Annotated in this window: 14 protein-coding genes and 1 riboswitch; of the genes, 6 read left to right on the top strand and 8 right to left on the bottom strand. The window is 71.3% G+C overall.

Annotated elements, in window-relative coordinates; all coding sequences use genetic code 11:
* Nucleotides 1-39: 39 nt before the first annotated feature.
* Nucleotides 40-2,361: a 5-methyltetrahydropteroyltriglutamate--homocysteine S-methyltransferase gene (metE, locus tag IE252_RS23830; protein ID WP_190091513.1), complete on the bottom strand. Its 2,322-nt coding sequence runs from the start codon at nucleotides 2,359-2,361 to the stop codon at nucleotides 40-42.
* A 159-nt stretch (nucleotides 2,362-2,520) separates the two neighbouring features.
* Nucleotides 2,521-2,743: riboswitch (cobalamin riboswitch) on the bottom strand.
* 297 nt (nucleotides 2,744-3,040) lie between these two features.
* On the opposite strand from metE, the gene IE252_RS23835 reads away from it, so the two are divergent.
* The gene (locus tag IE252_RS23835) at nucleotides 3,041-7,450 is read left to right on the top strand and encodes a bifunctional nitrate reductase/sulfite reductase flavoprotein subunit alpha (protein WP_229848773.1); all 4,410 of its coding nucleotides are present in this window, start codon (nucleotides 3,041-3,043) and stop codon (nucleotides 7,448-7,450) included.
* Nucleotides 7,451-7,523: 73 nt separating this feature from the next.
* Here the strand turns inward: IE252_RS23835 and IE252_RS23840 are convergent, their stop codons facing one another.
* The gene (locus IE252_RS23840; RefSeq protein WP_190091515.1) at nucleotides 7,524-8,027 is read right to left on the bottom strand and encodes a molybdopterin-dependent oxidoreductase; all 504 of its coding nucleotides are present in this window, start codon (nucleotides 8,025-8,027) and stop codon (nucleotides 7,524-7,526) included.
* 264 nt (nucleotides 8,028-8,291) lie between these two features.
* Here IE252_RS23840 and IE252_RS23845 point away from each other — a divergent pair, with 264 nt between their 5' ends.
* Complete coding sequence (locus tag IE252_RS23845) at nucleotides 8,292-9,827, top strand: PucR family transcriptional regulator (RefSeq protein WP_190091516.1); 1,536 nt, start codon at nucleotides 8,292-8,294, stop codon at nucleotides 9,825-9,827.
* Nucleotides 9,828-9,863: 36 nt separating this feature from the next.
* Here the strand turns inward: IE252_RS23845 and IE252_RS23850 are convergent, their stop codons facing one another.
* Entirely contained in the window at nucleotides 9,864-10,259 is a 396-nt protein-coding gene (locus IE252_RS23850) for a TOBE domain-containing protein (protein WP_190091517.1), read from the bottom strand.
* 168 nt (nucleotides 10,260-10,427) lie between these two features.
* Between IE252_RS23850 and IE252_RS23855 the strand changes: the two genes are divergently transcribed.
* Both IE252_RS23855 and IE252_RS23860 read left to right on the top strand, forming a co-directional pair.
* A complete protein-coding gene (locus tag IE252_RS23855; RefSeq protein WP_190091518.1) occupies nucleotides 10,428-11,492 on the top strand; it encodes an enoyl-CoA hydratase/isomerase family protein in 1,065 nt (354 codons plus the stop codon).
* 74 nt (nucleotides 11,493-11,566) lie between these two features.
* On the top strand, nucleotides 11,567-11,848 hold the full coding sequence (locus IE252_RS23860) for a phospholipase D-like domain-containing protein (protein WP_229848759.1): 282 nt from the start codon (nucleotides 11,567-11,569) through the stop codon (nucleotides 11,846-11,848).
* 137 nt (nucleotides 11,849-11,985) lie between these two features.
* Here IE252_RS23860 and IE252_RS23865 read toward each other — a convergent pair whose 3' ends face one another.
* Both IE252_RS23865 and IE252_RS23870 read right to left on the bottom strand, forming a co-directional pair.
* Nucleotides 11,986-13,332: a class I SAM-dependent RNA methyltransferase gene (locus tag IE252_RS23865; protein ID WP_190091519.1), complete on the bottom strand. Its 1,347-nt coding sequence runs from the start codon at nucleotides 13,330-13,332 to the stop codon at nucleotides 11,986-11,988.
* 119 nt (nucleotides 13,333-13,451) lie between these two features.
* Nucleotides 13,452-15,503, bottom strand: a complete 2,052-nt coding sequence (locus tag IE252_RS23870) for an APC family permease (protein ID WP_190091520.1) — start codon at nucleotides 15,501-15,503, stop codon at nucleotides 13,452-13,454.
* Nucleotides 15,504-15,806: 303 nt separating this feature from the next.
* On the opposite strand from IE252_RS23870, the gene IE252_RS23875 reads away from it, so the two are divergent.
* Both IE252_RS23875 and IE252_RS23880 read left to right on the top strand, forming a co-directional pair.
* Nucleotides 15,807-16,475 (top strand): potassium channel family protein, encoded by a 669-nt coding sequence (locus tag IE252_RS23875; RefSeq protein WP_190091521.1) that lies wholly within the window; start codon nucleotides 15,807-15,809, stop codon nucleotides 16,473-16,475.
* The gene (locus IE252_RS23880) at nucleotides 16,475-17,152 is read left to right on the top strand and encodes a potassium channel family protein (RefSeq protein ID WP_190091522.1); all 678 of its coding nucleotides are present in this window, start codon (nucleotides 16,475-16,477) and stop codon (nucleotides 17,150-17,152) included. The genes IE252_RS23875 and IE252_RS23880 overlap by 1 nt, the downstream gene beginning before the upstream one ends.
* Nucleotides 17,153-17,273: 121 nt before the next feature.
* Here the strand turns inward: IE252_RS23880 and IE252_RS23885 are convergent, their stop codons facing one another.
* The 3 genes from IE252_RS23885 to IE252_RS23895 form a co-directional block, all read right to left on the bottom strand.
* A complete protein-coding gene (locus tag IE252_RS23885; protein WP_190091523.1) occupies nucleotides 17,274-17,999 on the bottom strand; it encodes a DUF3159 domain-containing protein in 726 nt (241 codons plus the stop codon).
* 3 nt (nucleotides 18,000-18,002) lie between these two features.
* Nucleotides 18,003-18,401 (bottom strand): OB-fold nucleic acid binding domain-containing protein, encoded by a 399-nt coding sequence (locus tag IE252_RS23890; protein WP_190091524.1) that lies wholly within the window; start codon nucleotides 18,399-18,401, stop codon nucleotides 18,003-18,005.
* A gap of 97 nt (nucleotides 18,402-18,498) precedes the next feature.
* Nucleotides 18,499-19,188 (bottom strand): response regulator, encoded by a 690-nt coding sequence (locus tag IE252_RS23895; protein ID WP_190091525.1) that lies wholly within the window; start codon nucleotides 19,186-19,188, stop codon nucleotides 18,499-18,501.
* Nucleotides 19,189-19,215 lie beyond the last annotated feature (27 nt).

The following is a 19,215-nucleotide window of genomic DNA, read 5'->3' on the forward strand; positions in this document are numbered from 1 at the left end:
TGTTCGGGCACGCGCGCGTGCCCGAACACCCCGGCTGTGTCAAGCCCCCTGCCGCACCTGCGTCCTGACCGTCCGGGCGGCCTCGACGAGGTTCTCCAGGGACTGCCTCGTCTCGGTCCAGCCGCGGGTCTTCAGCCCGCAGTCCGGGTTGACCCAGAGCCGCTCCGGAGGGATGGCCGCGAGCCCCTTGCGCAGCAGTGCGGCCGCCTCCTCGGCGCTCGGTACGCGCGGCGAGTGGATGTCGTAGACACCGGGTCCCACCTCGCGCGGATAGCCGGCGGCGGCGAGCTCGTCGGCCACCCTCATGTGCGAGCGGGCCGCCTCCAGGCTGATGACGTCCGCGTCGAGGTCGTCGATGGCCTGGAGGATGTCACCGAACTCGGCGTAGCACATGTGGGTGTGGATCTGGGTGTCGGGACGTACGCCCGCGGTGGTCAGGCGGAACGATTCCGTGGCCCAGTCCAGATAGGCGGCGCGGTCCGCCGCGCGCAGCGGCAGCGTCTCGCGCAGGGCGGGCTCGTCGACCTGGATGACCGAAGTGCCCGCCGTCTCCAGGTCGTCGACCTCGTCGCGCAGGGCGAGCGCCACCTGGCGGGCGGTCTCCGCGAGCGGCTGGTCGTCACGGACGAACGACCAGGCCAGCATGGTGACCGGCCCGGTGAGCATGCCCTTGACGGGGCGGTCGGTGAGCGACTGGGCGTACGCGGTCCAGCGCACCGTCATCGGCTTTGGCCGCGAGATGTCGCCGGCCAGGACCGGCGGACGGACATAGCGCGTGCCGTACGACTGGACCCAGCCGTGCTGCGTGGCGAGGTAGCCGGTCAACTGCTCGGCGAAGTACTGCACCATGTCGTTGCGTTCGGCCTCGCCGTGGACGAGGACGTCGATGCCCGCCTTCTCCTGGAAGGCGATCACCTCGCGGATCTCGGCCTTGATGCGCTCCTCGTAGCCCTCGGTGTCGACGCGTCCGGCGCGCAGGTCGGCGCGGGCGGTGCGCACCTCGGTGGTCTGCGGGAACGAGCCGATGGTGGTCGTGGGCAGCAGCGGAAGCCCCAGGCGGGCACGCTGGGCCGGGGCACGTTCGCCGTACGGCTGGGAGCGGCGGCCGTCGGCCTCGGTGACCGTCGACGTACGCGCGCGTACCGCCGGGTCGTGGGTGAGGGCGGAGCCCGCGCGTGAGGCCAGGTCGGCGCGGTTGGCGGCGAGTTCGGCGGCGATCGCGCCGGTGCCGCCGGTGAGACCGCGGGCCAGCGTCACGGTCTCGGCGGTCTTCTGGTGGGCGAAGGCGAGCCAGCGGGCGATCTGCGGGTCGATGTCGCGTTCGGCCGTCGCGTCGAGCGGGACGTGCAGCAGCGAGCAGGACGGTGCCACGTCGACCGTGTCGGCGAGGCCGAGGAGCGTGCCCAGGGTGGCGAGGGACTTCTCGTGGTCGTTGATCCAGATGTTGCGGCCGTCGACGACGCCCGCGACCAGCCGCTTGCCCGGCAGCCCGCCGACGGCGGCGAGGCCGTCGAGGTTGGCGGCGGCCGGTCCCGTGAAGTCCAGGCCGAGGCCTTCCACGGGCGCCTTGGCGAGTACCGGCAGGGCCTCGCCGAGGCGGTCGAAGTAGGAGGCGACCAGCAGCTTGGGGCGGTCGGTGAGGCTGCCGAGCGCCCCGTAGGCGCGGGCGGCGGCGTCCAGTTCGGCGGGGCTGCGGTCCTGGACGAGGGCGGGCTCGTCGAGCTGCACCCACTGTGCGCCGGCCGCCCGCAGATCGGCGAGCACCTCGGCGTACACCGGCAGCAGCCGCTCCAGCAGGGCCAGCGGCTGGAAGTCGGCGTCGACGCCGGGTGCGGGCTTGGCCAGCAGGAGGTAGGTGACCGGTCCGACCAGGACGGGCCGGGCCGCGAGGCCGAGCGCCAGCGCCTCGGTGAGCTCGGCGACCTGCTTGCCGGAGTCGGCGGTGAAGACGGTGTCCGGGCCGAGTTCGGGGACCAGGTAGTGGTAGTTGGTGTCGAACCACTTGGTCATCTCCAGCGGCGCCACGTCCTGGGTGCCGCGGGCCATGGCGAAGTAGCCGTCCAGGGTGTCGGTCTCGACGGCGGTGCGGTGCCGCTCGGGGATCGCCCCCACCATCACGCTGGTGTCGAGGACGTGGTCGTAGTACGAGAAGTCGCCGGTCGGCACTTCGTCGACGCCCGCCTCTGCGAGCCGGCGCCAGTTGGCGCGGCGCAGGTCACGGGCGGTGTCACGGAGGGCGTCGGCGCCGACGCGGCCCTTCCAGTAGCCCTCGACGGCCTTCTTGAGCTCCCGGTCGGGGCCCTGGCGGGGGTAGCCGTACACGGTGGCCCGTCCTGCCGCGGCTGCGGACTTGCTGGTCACGAAACTCTCCTTCGCGAGAATGTCCCGAAATCGACCCTGGTACGGGTCGTGGGCGCGAAGGGATGACGGACAGGGCGGCCCGCGCGGAACGGTGCCCGCGCTCGAACCACCTCTCGTCCCGCCGACCCGCCCACGAGGTCACCAAGGTCTCCGCGCGCGGTCGCGCACGGGCAACGGGCAGGTCTTCGGACTCGCGGGCACGCCTGCCGGATTCCCGGCGGACACCTACTGGCCGTCGCTTCCCAGACCCGGCCGGGCCCAGTGCGTATGACGGCGGTCGTTCCCGCTCACCGCTGCGGGGCAGTCCCGGATTCCCACCGGGTTCCCTCTTACGACGCCTCCCGCCTGGCGGACGGGGCGAACCAGCTGCGAGCGCCACCCTACCCAGACACGGGCCCGGGCCGCCCCTCACATCCGGCGTGCCCGCCTGGTGATGTCCGACATCGGAGGCGTGCCGCAGTCGCACACAGGTGCTCACAGCATCGGGGCGCGATTAGTGTGGCCGACGTAACCACTCGTGATCGCCGCACGTGACATCGAAGTAACGGGCATTTCGTACGGTCGGAGCCCAAGGTATCCCGGTCGAGACGAGAGGGGACACCCGTTGACCGCACAGGCCACGCGGGCCGCCACCGAACAGGTGCGCACGGTCTGCTCGTACTGCGGTGTGGGCTGCGGGATGGTCCTCGACATCGCCATGGGGCCGGACGGCCGGCGCACGGTGCTCAAAGCCTCCGGTGACAAGTCACACCCAGCCAACTCCGGCCGGCTGTGTACCAAGGGCGCGACGACGGCCGACATGCTGGCCGCTCCCGGACGCCTGTCCACCGCGCTGGTACGGGGTGAGCGCGGGGCGGAGCCGGTGCCCGCCGGGGTCGACGCGATGATCGCCGAGACGGCGGGCAGGCTGCGGGCGATCGTCGACGAGCACGGGCCCGACGCCGTCGCGTTGTACGTGTCCGGTCAGATGAGCCTTGAGGCGCAGTATCTGGCCAACAAGCTGACCAAGGGCTTCATCGGCACCAACCAGATCGAGTCCAACTCCCGGCTGTGCATGGCCAGCGCGGGCAGCGGCTACAAGCTGTCGCTGGGCGCGGACGGGCCGCCCGGCTCGTACCAGGACTTCGAGAAGGCGGACGTCTTCCTGGTCATCGGCTCGAACATGGCCGACTGCCATCCCATCCTCTTTCTGAGGATGATGGAGCGCGTCAAGGCCGGGGCGAAGCTGATCGTCGTCGACCCGCGCCGCACCGCGACCGCCGCCAAGGCCGACCTGTTCCTCCAGATCAAGCCGGGCACGGATCTCGCGCTGCTCAACGGCCTGCTGCACCTCCTTCAGGAGAACGGGCACACCGACCCCGCCTTCATCGCCGAGCACACCGAGGGCTGGGAGGCGATGGGCGAGTTCCTGGCCGACTACCCGCCCGCCTCCGTCGCACAGACCACCGGGATCCCCGAGGACGACATCCGTACGGCGGCGCGGTGGATCGGCGCGGCCGGGGAGTGGATGAGCTGCTGGACCATGGGGCTCAACCAGTCCACGCACGGCACCTGGAACACCAACGCCCTGGTCAACCTGCATCTGGCGACCGGCGCGATCTGCCGCCCCGGCAGCGGCCCGTTCTCGCTCACCGGCCAGCCGAACGCCATGGGCGGCCGCGAGATGGGCTACATGGGCCCCGGGCTGCCCGGCCAGCGCTCGGTGCTCGTGGACGAGGAGCGGGCCTTCACCGAGGCGCTGTGGGGGCTGGAGCCGGGCACGCTGCGCACGGACGGGGCGGGGCTCGGCACCGTCGAGCTGTTCCGGCGGATGGCGGACGGTGACATCAAGGCATGCTGGGTGATCTGCACCAACCCGGTGGCCTCGGTCGCCAACCGCCGCACCGTCGTCGAGGGCCTGCGGGCGGCCGAGTTCGTCGTCGTCCAGGACGTGTTCGCCGAGACCGAGACCACCGCGTACGCGGACGTGGTGCTGCCGGGCGCCCTGTGGACGGAGGCCGAGGGCGTCCTCATCAACAGCGAGCGCAACCTCACCCTCGCCCGGCAGGCCGTCGACGCGCCCGGCGAGGCGCTGCCCGACTGGCAGATCATCGCGCGCGTGGCGTGCGCGATGGGCTACGAGCAGGCGTTCACCTACGCGGGCCCCGAGGAGGTCTTCGAGGAGATCAAGCGCGCCTGGAACCCGAAGACCGGCTACGACCTGCGTGGGGTGACCTACGAGCGGCTGCGCGCCACGCCCGTGCAGTGGCCCGCGCCGACCGCCGAGGGGCCCGACCGCAATCCGATCCGGTACGTGGCCGAGGGCGGCGGCGGTCCGGTGTTCCCGACGGCGAGCGGGCGGGCCGTCTTCCACGCGCGGCCGCACCTGCCGGCCGCCGAGATGCCCGACGACGACTTCCCGTTCGTGCTCAACACCGGGCGGCTGCAGCACCAGTGGCACACGCTCACCAAGACGGGCAAGGTGGCCAAGCTCAACAAGCTCAACCCGGCGCCGTTCGTGGAGGTGCATCCCGAGGACGCGGAACGCCTCGGCATCGCCGAGGGCGACGGTGTGGAGATCGCCTCCCGGCGCGGACGGGCGGTGCTGCCCGCCGTGGTGACCGACCGGGTGCGGCCGGGCTGCTGCTTCGCGCCGTTCCACTGGAACGACCTGTTCGGCGCGGACCTGAGCATCAACGACGTGACCAGCGACGCGGTCGACCCGATCTCGCTGCAGCCCGAGTTCAAGGTCTGCGCGGTGTCGCTGACGAGGGTCGCGGCCGAGGTGGCGCGGCCCGTCATGCCAGGGGTGGCGGTCGCGGGCGGGATGGCGGCCGCGAACGGATCGGCCGGGGCGGCGGCAGGTGTGGCCGGGGCGACGGGAACCCTGGTCGCGGGCGGCGCTGCGGCTGTGGTGCCCGGCGCATCCGGCGCTGTGGGAGCGCTCACTGCGGGTACCGCGCTCCTCGACGCCCCCGCGCCCCTCCCCCACTCCGTCCCCGCCCAGCGCGCGGCCTCCGACTCGCCCCTGTCGGCGGGCCAAGGCGCCGCCCCCGCCGCCGTGTTCGGGCTCGGCTCGCCCCCGCCGGTCCTCACCGAGCGGGAACGCCAGTACCTCGCCGGGTTCCTGGCCGGGCTGGAGTCGGGCGCGCCCGGCATCCCCGTACTGCCGCCGACGGCGCCGTTCAGCGAGGAGCACGCGCTGTGGGTGAACGGCGTGCTGGCCGGGATGTACTCGCGGGCCACCCCTCGGCCCGCCCCCGCGCCCGCCGCACCGCCCCCGGCCCCCCGGGGTCGTGACGTGCTGGTGCTGTGGGCCTCGCAGACCGGCAACGCCGAGCAGCTCGCCGCGGCCGGTGCCGAACGGCTCGCCGCCGCCGGGCACCGGATCCGGCTCGTGCCCATGGACGACACCGCTCCGGACTCGCTGCCCACCGACGCCGAGCTGCTGCTGATCACCAGCACCACCGGAGACGGCGAAGCGCCCGACAACGGCGCCGCGTTCTGGGACGCCCTGGCCGACGACGAGGCCCCGCGACTGGAAGGGCGCCGCTATGCGGTCCTGGCGTTCGGGGACTCGTCGTACGACGAATTCTGCGGGCACGGCCGCCGCCTGGACCGGCGCCTGGCCGAGCTGGGGGCGGTCCGGCTGCTCCCCCGCACCGACTGCGAACCGGACTTCGAGGACCGGGCGCAGGAATGGCTCGACGCGGTGCTGTCGCTGCTCGACGAGCTGTCGGCCGCCGGGAACCCGGCTTCCGGCGAGCCCGCCGGTCTCCCCGGAGAAACGTCCCTGGGCGCGCCCGCCGCGCCCACCCCCGGGGCCCCCGGAAACTTCCCCGGCGAATTCGCGGCCGGGCGGGAACTCGCCGCGCACGGCGTCCGTTCACCGGGTACAGCAACACCCTCGGTCCTCAACACCACAACCGTCCCCGGCAGTTCCCCGACCGCCAGGGTCCCTACCACCCCCTCCGCCCCCCTCCCCAGCTCCCGGGCCGCCGCCGTCACGGCCCGGCTGACGGGGAACTCGCTGCTCAGCCTCCCCGGGTCGGGCAAAGAGGTGCGGCGGTTCACCTTCGACACCCGCGCGAGCGACACCCCGCTCACGTACGCGGCCGGGGACGCGCTGGGTGTGCACGCGGTCAACTCACCGGACCTGGTGGCCGAGTGGCTGGCCGTCACCGGCCTGGACTCCACCACTCCCGTCGAGATCCGCGGGGTCGGCGAAGTCCCGTTCGGTACGGCGCTGCACGAACACCTGGACATCACACGGGTCGGCCCCGACCTGCTCAGGTTCGTCGCCGAGCGGACCCATGACCGCCGCCTGAAGGACTTGCTGCGCCCCGACAACAAGTGGCAGCTGGCGCAGTGGTCCTGGGGCCGCCAGGCGGTGGACGTGGTGGCCGAGCACGGGGTGCGCGCGAGCGCGCCCGAGTGGGCGGGCGTCCTGCGCGGACTGCGGCCGCGGCTGTACTCGATTTCGTCCAGCCCGCTGACCGACCCGCACGAGGTGTCCGTGACAGTCTCGGTCGTCCGGTACGAGAACCGCCTCGGCCACTCGCGGGCGGGCGTGTGCTCGGCCCTGCTCGCGGACTCGCCGCCGGACGCGCCGCTTCCGGTGTATGTGCAGCGCACCCGGCACTTCCGGCCGCCCACCGACCCGGGGACGCCGATGGTGATGGTCGGCCCCGGCACCGGGGTCGCCCCGTTCATCGGATTCCTCTACGAGCGCCGGGCGCTGAGCCATCACGCCCCGAACTGGCTGTTCTTCGGGGAGCAGCACCGTGCCACCGATTTCTACTACGAGGACGAGCTGACGAAACTGAGCGCGGAGGGCACCCTGGCGCGCCTGGACACGGCGTTCTCCCGCGACCAGCGCGCCAAGGTGTACGTACAGGACCGTATGCGCGAGCACGGCCCGTTGCTGTGGTCCTGGCTCCAGGACGGGGCGCACTTCTACGTGTGCGGTGACGCGTCCCGTATGGCCAAGGACGTCGACCGGGCGCTGCGCGACATCGCGATGGCGCACGGGGGGCTGGACGAGGAGTCGGCGGCGGCGTATCTGAAGCAGCTGACGGCGGGGAAACGGTACGTGCGGGACGTCTACTGAATGGCCGCCACCCGGTACTGAGTGGCCGCCGTCTGGCCAGCCGGACAAGCACGAGGCCCTGGCGACCTGGCGGCTACGGCACGTCCGCCGCCGGGGGAAAGCCGCCGACCCAGATGCTGGTGATCGCGCTGACGTAGCGCGCCCCGCACCGGTCGGGTGGGACCACCAACTGAATGCCCTCGGCATCGAGTTGGCGGCCGTCCATGCGGGTGGCGAGCAGGATCGGTTTGTCACCGAAGTCGGCGTCGATCTCGGCCCAGGCCAGGACCGTATGGTGGCCGTCGCCCCCGCTGACCGCCAGCAGGAAGCGGGACCGGTCCTTGCGGCGGCGGACGTCGAAGGCCGGACCGGCGGCGGCGACCACGTCGCGCAGCAGCGGTCCCTCGAAGCGGTGGCGCTGGGGGCCACTGGTGGCGCAGTCGAAGACGACGTCGGCCTGGCGCGGCTCCCAGCCCTCCCGAAGGTCGGCGACGGTGAGCGTGGCGGGGCGGGCCACGTCCCCGTACAGGGCGAGCGATCTCACCTGCGAGCTGGCAGCGGTGTTCTGCCTGGCTACTGGGAATCCACTACGCGTCATGCTCTTGCATATGCCCATCCGGGCGCAGACGCACACGACCCGCCCCCGCCCGCTTCGGGCGACGCCGCCCGCCCCCGTACGGCCGACCGACCCACGGCGGGCCACACCGAAAACATCCCAGCGGCGCGACCGATATCTGGAGGATCAACCAAGAACCATTCCCCCTCACCGGCCTGGCATTTACGATGACTCAACTCGCACTCACCTAGTGAATGTGAGAAGCCGAGCATCTGCCCGCCCGGCAGCCGCGCAAGGAGCCAGAGCATGCACGTCGGACACCTCCTCCAGCTCGACAGCCTGGACCTCACCCTCCTGTGGGGCGAGGAGTCGCTCCTAGGCCGCGAGATCAGCGGCGTGACCGCGACCGATCTGGAGGACCCGGCGCGCTTCCTCCAGGAGGGCGAGGTCGTGCTGAGCGGCCTGGTGTGGTGGAACCCGGGCGATGCCCGCGCGAAGACCGACCGTTTCGTCTCGGCACTGCGTACGTCGGGGGCGACCGCGCTCCTGGCGGGCGAGGAGACCCACGGCACGGTCCCCGGCGAGCTGATCGACTCCTGCCGCGAGCACCGGGTGCCGCTGCTCGCCGTGCCCGCGCGGACGAGTTTCCGCGCGATCACCGAGGCGGTGTACCTGCGCCAGTGGGGCGACCTCAGCCGCCTCCAGGCGCCGCACTACGCGCTGCCGGAGAACGTACGCACCGAGCTCAGCCGACTCCTGGACCGAGGCGCAGACCCCGGCGAACTGCTCGACCGCGCGCTCGCCCCGCTCGGCGGCCCGCCCTGCTATCTGCTGACCAGCAGCGGCCGTACGGTGGCCCGCACCCCTTCGGCACCGGCGCTCCCCGCGGACCGCGCCGCACTGAGCCTGCGCGGCGCGACGGGGACGACGCTGCGGATCCAGGCGGAGAGCGGCACGTACGACGCCTGGCATCTGCACCTGCCGGCCGGGGCGGAGGTTCCGCCGTGCGTGCTCCACGAGATAGCCGAGGTCGTAGCCCAGTCCCGGCACGACCACGACCGCCGCCGGGCGGCGGGACGGCAGGCCGCGGACGCGCTGGTCGCGGCGATGGGGGCGGGGGTGACGGGTCTCGGCCCCGACACCAAGGCGGTGGAGGGCGCGCTGCGCGCGTGCGGGCTGCGGGCGGAGGGCTCGTACCGGGTGCTGGTCGCGACGGTCGGCGGCACCGAGGGGCGGACGGACGCCGCCGACGCGCTGACGGAGGCGCTGAGCCACGCGGCTCAGGCGACGTTCGTCGTGAGCACGGGCGGGGCCGAGGGGGGAGAGGCGGTGGCGATCGTCGAGGAGCAGGAGGACATCTGGCGCCAACTCGGCGACGTATGGCCGCTGTTGGCGGAGTGCGAGCCGAAGACGGGCGCGCTCCACGCCGGAGTGAGCGCCCCCTGCGCGGCGGCCGGGCTCGGGGCGGCTCTCGGGCAGGCGCGGTACGCGCTCGCGGCGGCCCGGAGCACGTCGCCGGGTGCCGCCCGGGTGACGGCGGTCGAGGAGCTGTCGACGCTGGAGTCACTGCTGGCGGGCGTACCGGCGGAGGTGCGGGCCGCGTACTGCGCGCGCACGCTCGGCCCGCTGACACAATCCGACAGTGCGTCACATGCCATGCTCCTGGAGACACTTGAGGTCTTCCTGGCGCACAACTGCTCGTGGGCGCGTACGGCCGAGGCGCTGCATCTGCACGTGAACACGGTGCACTACCGCATCGAACGCGTGGAGGTCCTCACCGGCAGAGACCTGTCCCGCCTCGACCACAAACTGGACCTACGGGCGGCGCTGCTGTGCCGCTGACCAGGCGCGCCCGCTATGGACTCACCCCAGATTGACTCACCCCAGGTCGACATGGACATGAGTCGACTTGACCCGGGCGGTGACGGTCACCCCGACCTCGATGCCGAGCTCCTCGACGGACTCGCGCGTCACCAGCGAGACCACCCGGTGCGGCCCGCACTGGATGGCCACCTGCGCGGCCACGTCGTCGACGGTCACGGCCGTCACGATCCCCACGAAGGAGTTCCGCACCGAGGTGGCCACCCCGCCGGGAACCTCGTACGCCCCGACGGCCCGCTCCTGCGCGAACGCCGCGAGCCCGACCCCGTCGATCACCCGGTTGCCCGTGCCGTCCCGCTCCATCCGCAGCCGCCCGGCATCGGCCCACCGCCGAACGGTCTCGGAACTCACGCCGAGCAGCCCCGCTGCCTGGCCAATGCTGTACGTCGGCACGAGAGCACTCTAGGCCCGGGAGGGGCGGGCGAGGGCGGTGGGCACGGGCGGCGACTCACGCGATGGACTTACTAGGACGTCCAACTATATGTTCGGAGAGATCATTCATGGAGATCACCTGACCGGATCTGCAAGGAACAACAAAGATCCGAAAGGAACCGCCAGCAAATGGATCCCGCCACCGCCGCCGGAGCCGAGGCCGAGCACGTCCTGCTCGCGACCCGGGGCCGCGCCGCCCACCTCACCCTCAACCGGCCGAGGGCGCTCAACGCGCTGACCCACGCCATGGTCCGCCGGATCGACGAGGCGCTGACGGCGTGGGAGCACGACCCGGCCGTGGAGACGGTCGTCCTCACCGGCGCCGGCGAACGCGGACTCTGCGCGGGCGGCGACATCCGCGCGATCCACCAGGACGCCCGCACGGGCGGCACGGCCTCGGCGGACTTCTGGCGGGACGAGTACCGCCTCAACGCCCGCATCGCGCGCTGGCGCAAGCCGTACGTGGCCGTGATGGACGGCATCGTCATGGGCGGCGGAGTCGGAATCTCGGCCCACGGCGATGTACGCATCGTCACCGAACGCTCCCGGGTCGCCATGCCCGAAACGGGCATCGGCTTCGTCCCGGACGTGGGCGGTACGTATCTGCTCAGCCGAGCACCCGGCGAACTGGGCACCCACCTGGCCCTCACGGGCGCTCCGGTGGGCGCGGCGGACGCGATCCTGTGCGGCTTGGCGGACCACTACGTCCCGTCGCCCGAACTCCCGGAGCTGCTCACGGAGTTGTCGACTTCCCCCGTACGAGAAGCACTCCCCCACCGGCCCCCGCCACCAGGCGTACTCACCACGCACCGCGACTGGATCGACCACTGCTACGCGGCGGACACGGTCGAGGAGATCGTGGACCGCCTACTCGCCACAGGCATCCAGGAGGCGAAACAAACAGCCGAAACACTCCTGACGAAGTCCCCTACGTCCCTGAAGGTCACCCTGCGGGCAATGCGCCGAGCCCGCGAACTCCCCACCCTGGAGGAGGTCCTGACCCAGGAGTACCGCATCTCCTGCGCGTCCCTGACCTCCCCGGACCTGGTCGAGGGGATCCGGGCCCAGGTGATCGACAAGGATCGGGAGCCTCGGTGGAGTCCGGGGACGTTGGAGGAGGTGGGGGACGCGGAGGTGGCGCGGTTCTTCGGACCCACGAGCGGGACAGAAGCCCTGTTCACGCCCGGAAGCTGAGAGGGAACACCTGCCCGCTGGGTATCCATGGCAGCAGAGGACGAGATCCGTAAGGCACGCATTTCCTTGTGGCTGTGGGCGCCGTGGGTGGCGAACCGCGTGCGCGGCGTCCTTCCCCTTTTGCGGGAAGCGGCCGGTCGTGGGGTGCGGGTGACCGTCTTCTCATCGCGGATCTCCGCGCAGTCGTCCACACCGTGATGCCGGTCAACGTCACGCATCAGAAGATCTCGGTCATCGACGAGCAGACGGTGATGATCAGCAGCCTCAACACTCTGTCCCAGAGTTACAAAGCAGGCGCGAACGGCAGGAGCGATGCCTGGAACCAGGACATCCGATTCAGCAACGGCAAACGATGAGCAACGCCCTACCGGCCGGACAGCCAAGACTGACACCGACGCCTGGCCCAGGCGGGTCCAGACGCGCCAGGAGCATCTGACCCGCTCACGCAGCCCGGATGCCCCTGACGCGCACAGCGCACATCAGGGAACGCAGCTCAGTCCTCGTCCCGCACCGGCTCCAAAATAGCCACACACTCCACATGATGAGTCATAGGAAAGAGATCAAACGCCCGAAGCGTCCGCACCTTGTACCCGCCCTCCCGGAAATACCCCAGATCTCGAGCCAGCGCCGCCGGGTCGCAGGCGACGTAGGCGATGCGGCGGGCCCCGAGGCTCGTGAGGTACTTGACCGTCTGCTTGCCCGCGCCCGCGCGCGGCGGGTCGAGGACGATCAGGTCGGCTTCGGTGATCTTCGTGCGGGGCAGGACCTGCTCGACCTTGCCCTGTTCGATCCGGACGCGGGGGAAGTCGGCCAGGTTGTGGCGGGCGTCCTCCACCGCGCGCTTGCCCGACTCGATGCCCAGGACCGCGCCGGTCTCGCCGAGGCGCTCGGCGAGGGCGCCCGCGAAGATGCCCACGCCGCAGTACAGGTCGAGCGCCATCTCGCCCTTGCGCGGCATCAGGCCCTGCATCACGGCCTTGACCAGGGTGTCCGCCGCCTGCGGGTGGACCTGCCAGAAGCCGCCCATGCCGACGCGGTACGTACGCTCGTCGGAGCGTTCGCGGACGAACGCGCGGCCGTGGACGCGGTGGACTCCGCCGTCCTTCTCCTCGACCCGCAGGACCGAGACCGGCTTGTCGAGCTCCACCAGCGGGAGGCGGCCGCCCGCGCGCGGGGTCAGGACCACCTGGCGGTCGTGCGAGCCCGTCGCGGCGATCGCCTCGACCGACTCCATCTGCGGCCACTCGCGCTTCTCGATGCCCAGCTCGCTGACGCCGGGCGCCGCGATCATGCAGTGGTCGATCACCTGGACGTCGTGCGAGCGGTGCTTGCGCAGGCCCGCCCGGCCGTCCTCGTCGATGGCGTACTGGACGCGGGTGCGCCACTGCGGGACCTGGCCCGCGGGGAGCTTGTCGCCCTCGGCGGGCATGACCGTGCCGTCCCAGCCGGCCTCCTCGGGCGTCAGCCCGGCGAGCCGCTGCAGCTGCTCGGCGATCACCTCACCCTTGAGGCGGCGCTGCGCGCCCGGCTTCGCGTGCTGCCAGTCGCAGCCGCCGCACTTGCCGGGGCCCGCGAACGGGCAGGGCGCCTCGACGCGGTCCTTGGACGCGGAGAGAATCGTCACCGCGTCCGCCCGCAGGTAGCGGGAGTCCTCGTCGCCCTCTGTCACGCGCGCGACGATCTTCTCGCCCGGCAGCGCGTGCCGCACGAAGAGGACCCGGCCCTGCTCCGTGCGGGCGATGCAGTGGCCGCCGTGCGCGACGGGACCGACCTCGACCTCGTACTCCTCCCCGACCAGCGAGGACGAGGGCGAAGACGAGGACTCAGGCTCGTTCTGCATGACGGAGGACTCCAGGTGCCAAGGGGAAGGGGGCTGTCGTCCTCGTACGGACGGCAGCCCCCCAGTCTACGTGCGCGCGCCGACGACGCCGACCGCGTCGCCCGCAGAGCCCCCGCCGCTCACCCCTTGCCGCTCGGCTCCTTGGGCCGCTGCGGTGCCACCGGCCCCCGCCGTACCGAACCCGGCGCGTTCCACTCCTGCCGCTTGCGGGCCCGCTTCTTCGCGGCCTCCGAGGACTGGAGCTGGTAGGGGACGGACGTCACCATCACGCCCGGGGTGAAGAGCAGGCGGCCCTTCAGGCGCAGGGCGCTCTGGTTGTGCAGCAGGTGCTCGTACCAGTGGCCCACCACGTACTCGGGGATGTACACGCTCACCGCGTCGCGCGGGCTCTCGCGGCGCAGGCCCTTGACGTACTCGATGACCGGGCGGGTGATCTCGCGGTACGGCGAGTCGATGATCTTCAGCGGTACGTCGATGCCGCGCCGCTCCCACTCGTCCTTGAGCGCCTTGGTCTCGGCCGCGTCCACGCTGACGCTGATCGCCTCCAGCTGGTTGGCGTGCAGCAGCTTGGCGTAGGCGAGGGCGCGCAGGGTGGGCTTGTGGAGCTTGGAGACCAGGACCACGGAGTGCACACGGGAGGGGCGCACGTACTCGTCCGGGCGCTCCTCGGCCGCCGCGATCTCGTCGGCCACCTTGTCGTAGTGCTTGCGGATCGCGGTCATCGTTCCGTAGAAGATCACCATGCCCATCAGGGCGACCCAGGCGCCGTGGGTGAACTTGGTGGCGAGGACGACGACCAGGACGAGGCCGGTGAAGAAGGCGCCGAAGGCGTTGATCGCGCGGGAGCGGACCATGTGGCGGCGCTTGGCCGGGTCCTGCTCGCCGGCCAGGTGCCGGTTCCAGTGCCGGACCATGCCGGTCTGGCTCAGCGTGAACGAGACGAAGACGCCGACGATGTAGAGCTGGATCAGCCGGGTCGAGTCCGCGCCGTATATCACCACGAGCAGGATCGCAGCCCCGGCCAGCAGCACGATGCCGTTGGAGAACGCCAGGCGGTCGCCGCGGGTGTGCAGCTGGCGCGGCAGGTAGCGGTCCTGCGCGAGGATCGAGCCGAGCAGCGGGAAGCCGTTGTACGCGGTGTTCGCTGCCAGGAACAGGACCAGCGCGGTGGCCGCCGCCAGGATGATGAACAGGAAGCTGCCCTTGCCGAAGACGGCCTCCGCGACCTGCGAGATCACCGGGTTCTGGACGTAGCCGTCGCCGACCGGGACGCCGTTGCTGAGCAGGTCGGTGGCGGGCTTCTCGGCCATCCGCACCTTGGTGGCCATGGCCAGCGCGATGATGCCGCAGAACATGGTGACCGCGAGGGCGCCCATCAGGGCCAGCGTGGTCGCCGCGTTCTTGGACTTGGGCTTGCGGAAGGCCGGGACGCCGTTGCTGATCGCCTCGACGCCGGTGAGCGCGGCACAGCCGGAGGAGAAGGCGCGCAACAGCAGGAAGACGAGCGCGAAGCCCGCCAGGCCCTGGTGCTCGGCGTGGATCGTGTAGTCGGCCGTCGGGGCCTTCATCGTGTCGTCGAGGACCATGCCCTTGAAGGCACCCCAGGCGATCATGACGAAGACGCCGCCCACGAAGACGTACGTGGGGATGGCGAAGAGCTTGCCCGACTCCTTCACGCCGCGCAGGTTCATCAGCGTGAGCAGCACGATCACGACGACCGCGCAGAGCACCTTGTGCTCGACGACGAACGGGACGGCCGAGCCGAGGTTCTCGATGCCGGAGGCGATCGAGACGGCGACGGTCAGCACGTAGTCGACGAGGAGCGCGCTGGCGACGGTGAGTCCGGCCTTGGGCCCCAGGTTGGTGGTGGCGACCTCGTAGTCACCACCGCCGCTGGGGTAGGCGTGCACGTTCTGCCGGTACGAGGCGACCACGGTGAACATCAGCACCACGACCGCGACCGCGATCCAGGGGCTGAAGTGGTACGCCGACACACCCGCCACGGAGAGCACCAGGAGGACTTCTCCGGGCGCGTACGCAACGGACGAGAGCGGGTCGGACGCGAAGACGGGGAGCGCGATGCGCTTGGGGAGGAGCGTTTCTCCCAGCTTGTCGCTGCGCAGCGCCCGGCCGATCAGGATCCGTTTGGGCACGTCGGTCAGTTTGGACACAACAGAGAAGAGTAAGGGCTCCGGATTGACACGGCCCACCCGCCACCCCCCATCCGTACGACAGAGCCGCCCGCACGGCCGTGACCATGGCCACGACCCGGAGCGCGACCGGCGCGCGGCGGGAGTGAACGCCGGGGCCGTTTCCCGCGTCTCAGCCTGCGCGACGGGTGTGCGGCGGGGCACCGTGGCGTGGCAGGCTCACCGACCGCGCCCGGGGAAGTACCGACGCTGGTGAGTGCAGACCGCCGCGAGCCGCATAAGCTCGTCACCGGGCAACGCCGACAAGGAAGTATGTGAGGGGACGTGCACATCGTCATCATGGGCTGCGGGCGAGTGGGAGCCGCTCTCGCGCAGACCTTGGAGCAGCAGGGGCACACGGTCGCCGTCATCGACCAGGACCCCACGGCCTTCCGCAGGCTCGGTTCGGGGTTCAGCGGGCGCCGGGTCACCGGCGTCGGCTTCGACCAGGACACCCTGCGTGAAGCGGGGATCGAGGAGGCCGGCGCGTTCGCGGCGGTCTCCAGCGGCGACAACTCCAACATCATCGCGGCCCGGGTGGCCCGCGAGATGTTCGGGATCGAGAACGTCGCGGCCCGCATCTACGACCCGCGTCGCGCCGAGGTGTACCAGCGGCTCGGCATCCCGACGGTCGCCACGGTCCGCTGGACCGCCGACCAGATGCTGCGGCGGCTGCTGCCGTCCGGCGCGGAGCCGCTGTGGAGCGACCCGAGCGGCGCGCTGCAGCTGGCGGAGGTGCACACCTCCACGGCCTGGATCGGCCACAAGATCAGCAAGCTGCAGGAGGAGACGGGCGTGCGCGTCGCGTTCCTCACCCGGCTGGGCGAAGCGGTGCTGCCGACCTCCCAGACGGTCCTGCAGGAAGGCGACCTCGTGCACGTGATGATGCGTACGGACGAGGTCGAGAAGGTCGAGGCGGCCTTCGCCCAGGGTCCCGAGGAGGGCGGTCACTGATGCGCGTCGCGATTGCCGGGGCCGGTGCGGTGGGTCGTTCCATCGCGGGCGAGCTCCTTGAGAACGGTCACGAGGTGCTCCTCGTGGACAAGGCGCCCACCGCCATCTCGGTGGAGCGGGTGCCGCAGGCGGAGTGGCTGCTGGCCGACGCCTGCGAGATCACCTCGCTGGACGAGGCGGCGCTGCAGCGCTGCAACGTGGTCATCGCGGCCACCGGCGACGACAAGGTGAACCTGGTCGTCTCGCTGCTCGCGAAGACCGAGTACGGCGTGCCGCGCGTGGTCGCCCGGGTCAACAACCCGAAGAACGAGTGGCTGTTCAACGAGTCGTGGGGCGTGGACGTGGCCGTCTCCACCCCGCGGCTGATGTCGGCGCTGGTCGAGGAGGCGGTGAGCGTCGGCGACCTGGTCCGGCTGCTGCGCTTCAGCCACGGCGACGCCAACCTGGTCGAGCTGACGCTGCCGCCGGAGTCGGCGCTGGCGGGCACCCAGGTCGGGGACGTGGCCTGGCCCGAGGACACCTCGCTGGTCACGATCATCCGGGGCACCCGGGTGCTGACTCCGCAGGCGGAGGAGACGCTGGAGGCGGGGGACGAGCTGCTGTTCGTCGCCGCGCAGGCGCGGGAGGAGCAGTTGGAGGATCTGTTGTCGGTGCGGCGGGACGACGCCGTGAGCTGACGCTCCCTCACACAAAGGGAAGGGGCCGGGAGTACGTTACGTACTCCCGGCCCCTTCCCTTTGGCCGCGCCTACTTTTTCTGCGGGCCGTCTGTGGCTGGTCGCGCAGTTCCCCGCGCCCCTTACGGGGCGGCCTTCGCCGCCTCTTCTTCCGCTTCCATCTCCGCGAACACGTCGATCGGCGGCGGCGCCTTGGCCAGGAAGATCCAGGTCAGCCAGACCGCGAGGAGGAACGGCGGGATCTTCAGGGCGATCAGGACCCAGCCGAGCTGGGAGGTGTTGGCCCACCAGTAGAGCGGGAAGAGGATCGCGCACTTGGCGAGCAGGATCAGGCCCCAGGCCCAACTCGCCTTCGCGTACGCCTTCTTGCGGCCGGGGTTCCTGGTGCGCCAGGACAGGTTCTCCTTGAAGACCGGGCCCAGCATCAGCCCGATCAGCGGGACCCCGAAGAGCGTCGTCACCAGGTACGAGACGGCCAGGCCCAGGGTGTAGAGCATGCCCGGCAGGTAGAAGTCCTTCGCGTTGCCCGTCATCATCGCGAAGACCACGCCGAAGGCCACGCCGAAGACGCCGCTGAAGGCGTGCTTGACGGTGTCCTTGCGGATCAGCCGGACCACCACGAGCAGCAGCGAGACCGCGATCGCCGCGATCGCCGAGCTGTGCAGGTCCTTGTTGACCGTGAAGATCGTGACGAAGAGGAGGCCGGGCAGGCACGTCTCCACCATGCCCCGGATCCCGCCGAACGCCTCGAAGAGCGCGGCTTCGGTGACGGCTTTGGCGTCGGCGTCCGGGGTGGTGCGCGCGTGCTTGGCGGCGGTCGTGGTGGTCGGCTTGTCGACTGACGTCACCGGCTACTCCTGTCCGAGCGGTCGGAGTTCGTATTTGGGGTTGAACAGCACCCGCCGGCCGTGGCTCATCGAGATCCGGCCCGAGGCGATCAGCTTGCGGCCCGGCTCTATGCCCACGATCGAGCGCCGTCCCAGCCACACCACGTCCAGCGGGGCGGTCCCGTCGAAGAGCTCGGCTTCCAGCGCCGGGACGCCCGCCCTCGGGCGCAGGGTGACCGTCCGCAAGGTACCAGTCACCTTGACTATCTGGCGGTCGTCGCAGTCGGAGATGCGGGTGCACCCCGTGGCCTGCGTGTCCTCCTGCAGTTCCGCGGAGTGCAGATCCTCCTGCGAGGTGGACAGCCGGTCGAGCATCCGGCGGAAGCGTCCCGCGGGCTTCTCGGTTCGAAGGTCAGCACTCATACAGAAAGCGTACCGGCCCCCACCGACACGGGAGGTGTCCGCGGTCACCCCGCTGCGGGGCCGCTCACAGCCCGCTCACCGTGCGGACACAGCGCGCTCACCGCTCGAACCGGTACCCCATCCCCGGCTCGGTGATGAAGTGGCGCGGATGCGACGGGTCCAGTTCCAGCTTGCGGCGCAGCTGCGCCATGTAGACGCGCAGGTAGTTCGTCTCCGTCCCGTAGGAGGGGCCCCAGACCTCCTGGAGGAGCTGCTTCTGGCTGACCAGTCGGCCGGTGTTGCGGACCAGCACCTCCAGGAGGTGCCACTCGGTGGGCGTGAGGCGTACGTCCCGGCCCTCCCGGTTGACCTTCTTCGCGGCCAGGTCGACCGTGAAGCCGTCGGTCTCCACCGTCACCACGTCGTCCGCGCCCTCGCCGCCGACCGGCTCGGCGCGGCGCACGGCCGCCCGCAGCCGGGCCAGCAGCTCGTCCATGCCGAACGGCTTGGTGACGTAGTCGTCGGCGCCCGCGTCCAGCGCCTCGACCTTCTCGTCGGAGGTGTGGCGGGCGGAGAGCACCAGGATCGGCACCCGGGTCCAGCCGCGCAGCCCCTTGATCACCTCGACGCCGTCCATGTCGGGCAGGCCGAGGTCCAGGACGACCACGTCGGGGTGGCGGGCGGCCGCGAGCTGGAGGGCGGTCGCCCCGTCGGGGGCGGCGTCCACCTCGTACTTCCTCGCCTTGAGGTTGATCACGAGGGCGCGGACGATCTGTGGCTCGTCGTCCACCACGAGCACCCGGGTCATGCGGATCCTGCTTTCTGCCGTGGGCCG

The sequence above is a fragment of the Streptomyces melanogenes genome (genome assembly GCF_014649795.1).
GTDB lineage: Bacteria > Actinomycetota > Actinomycetes > Streptomycetales > Streptomycetaceae > Streptomyces > Streptomyces noboritoensis.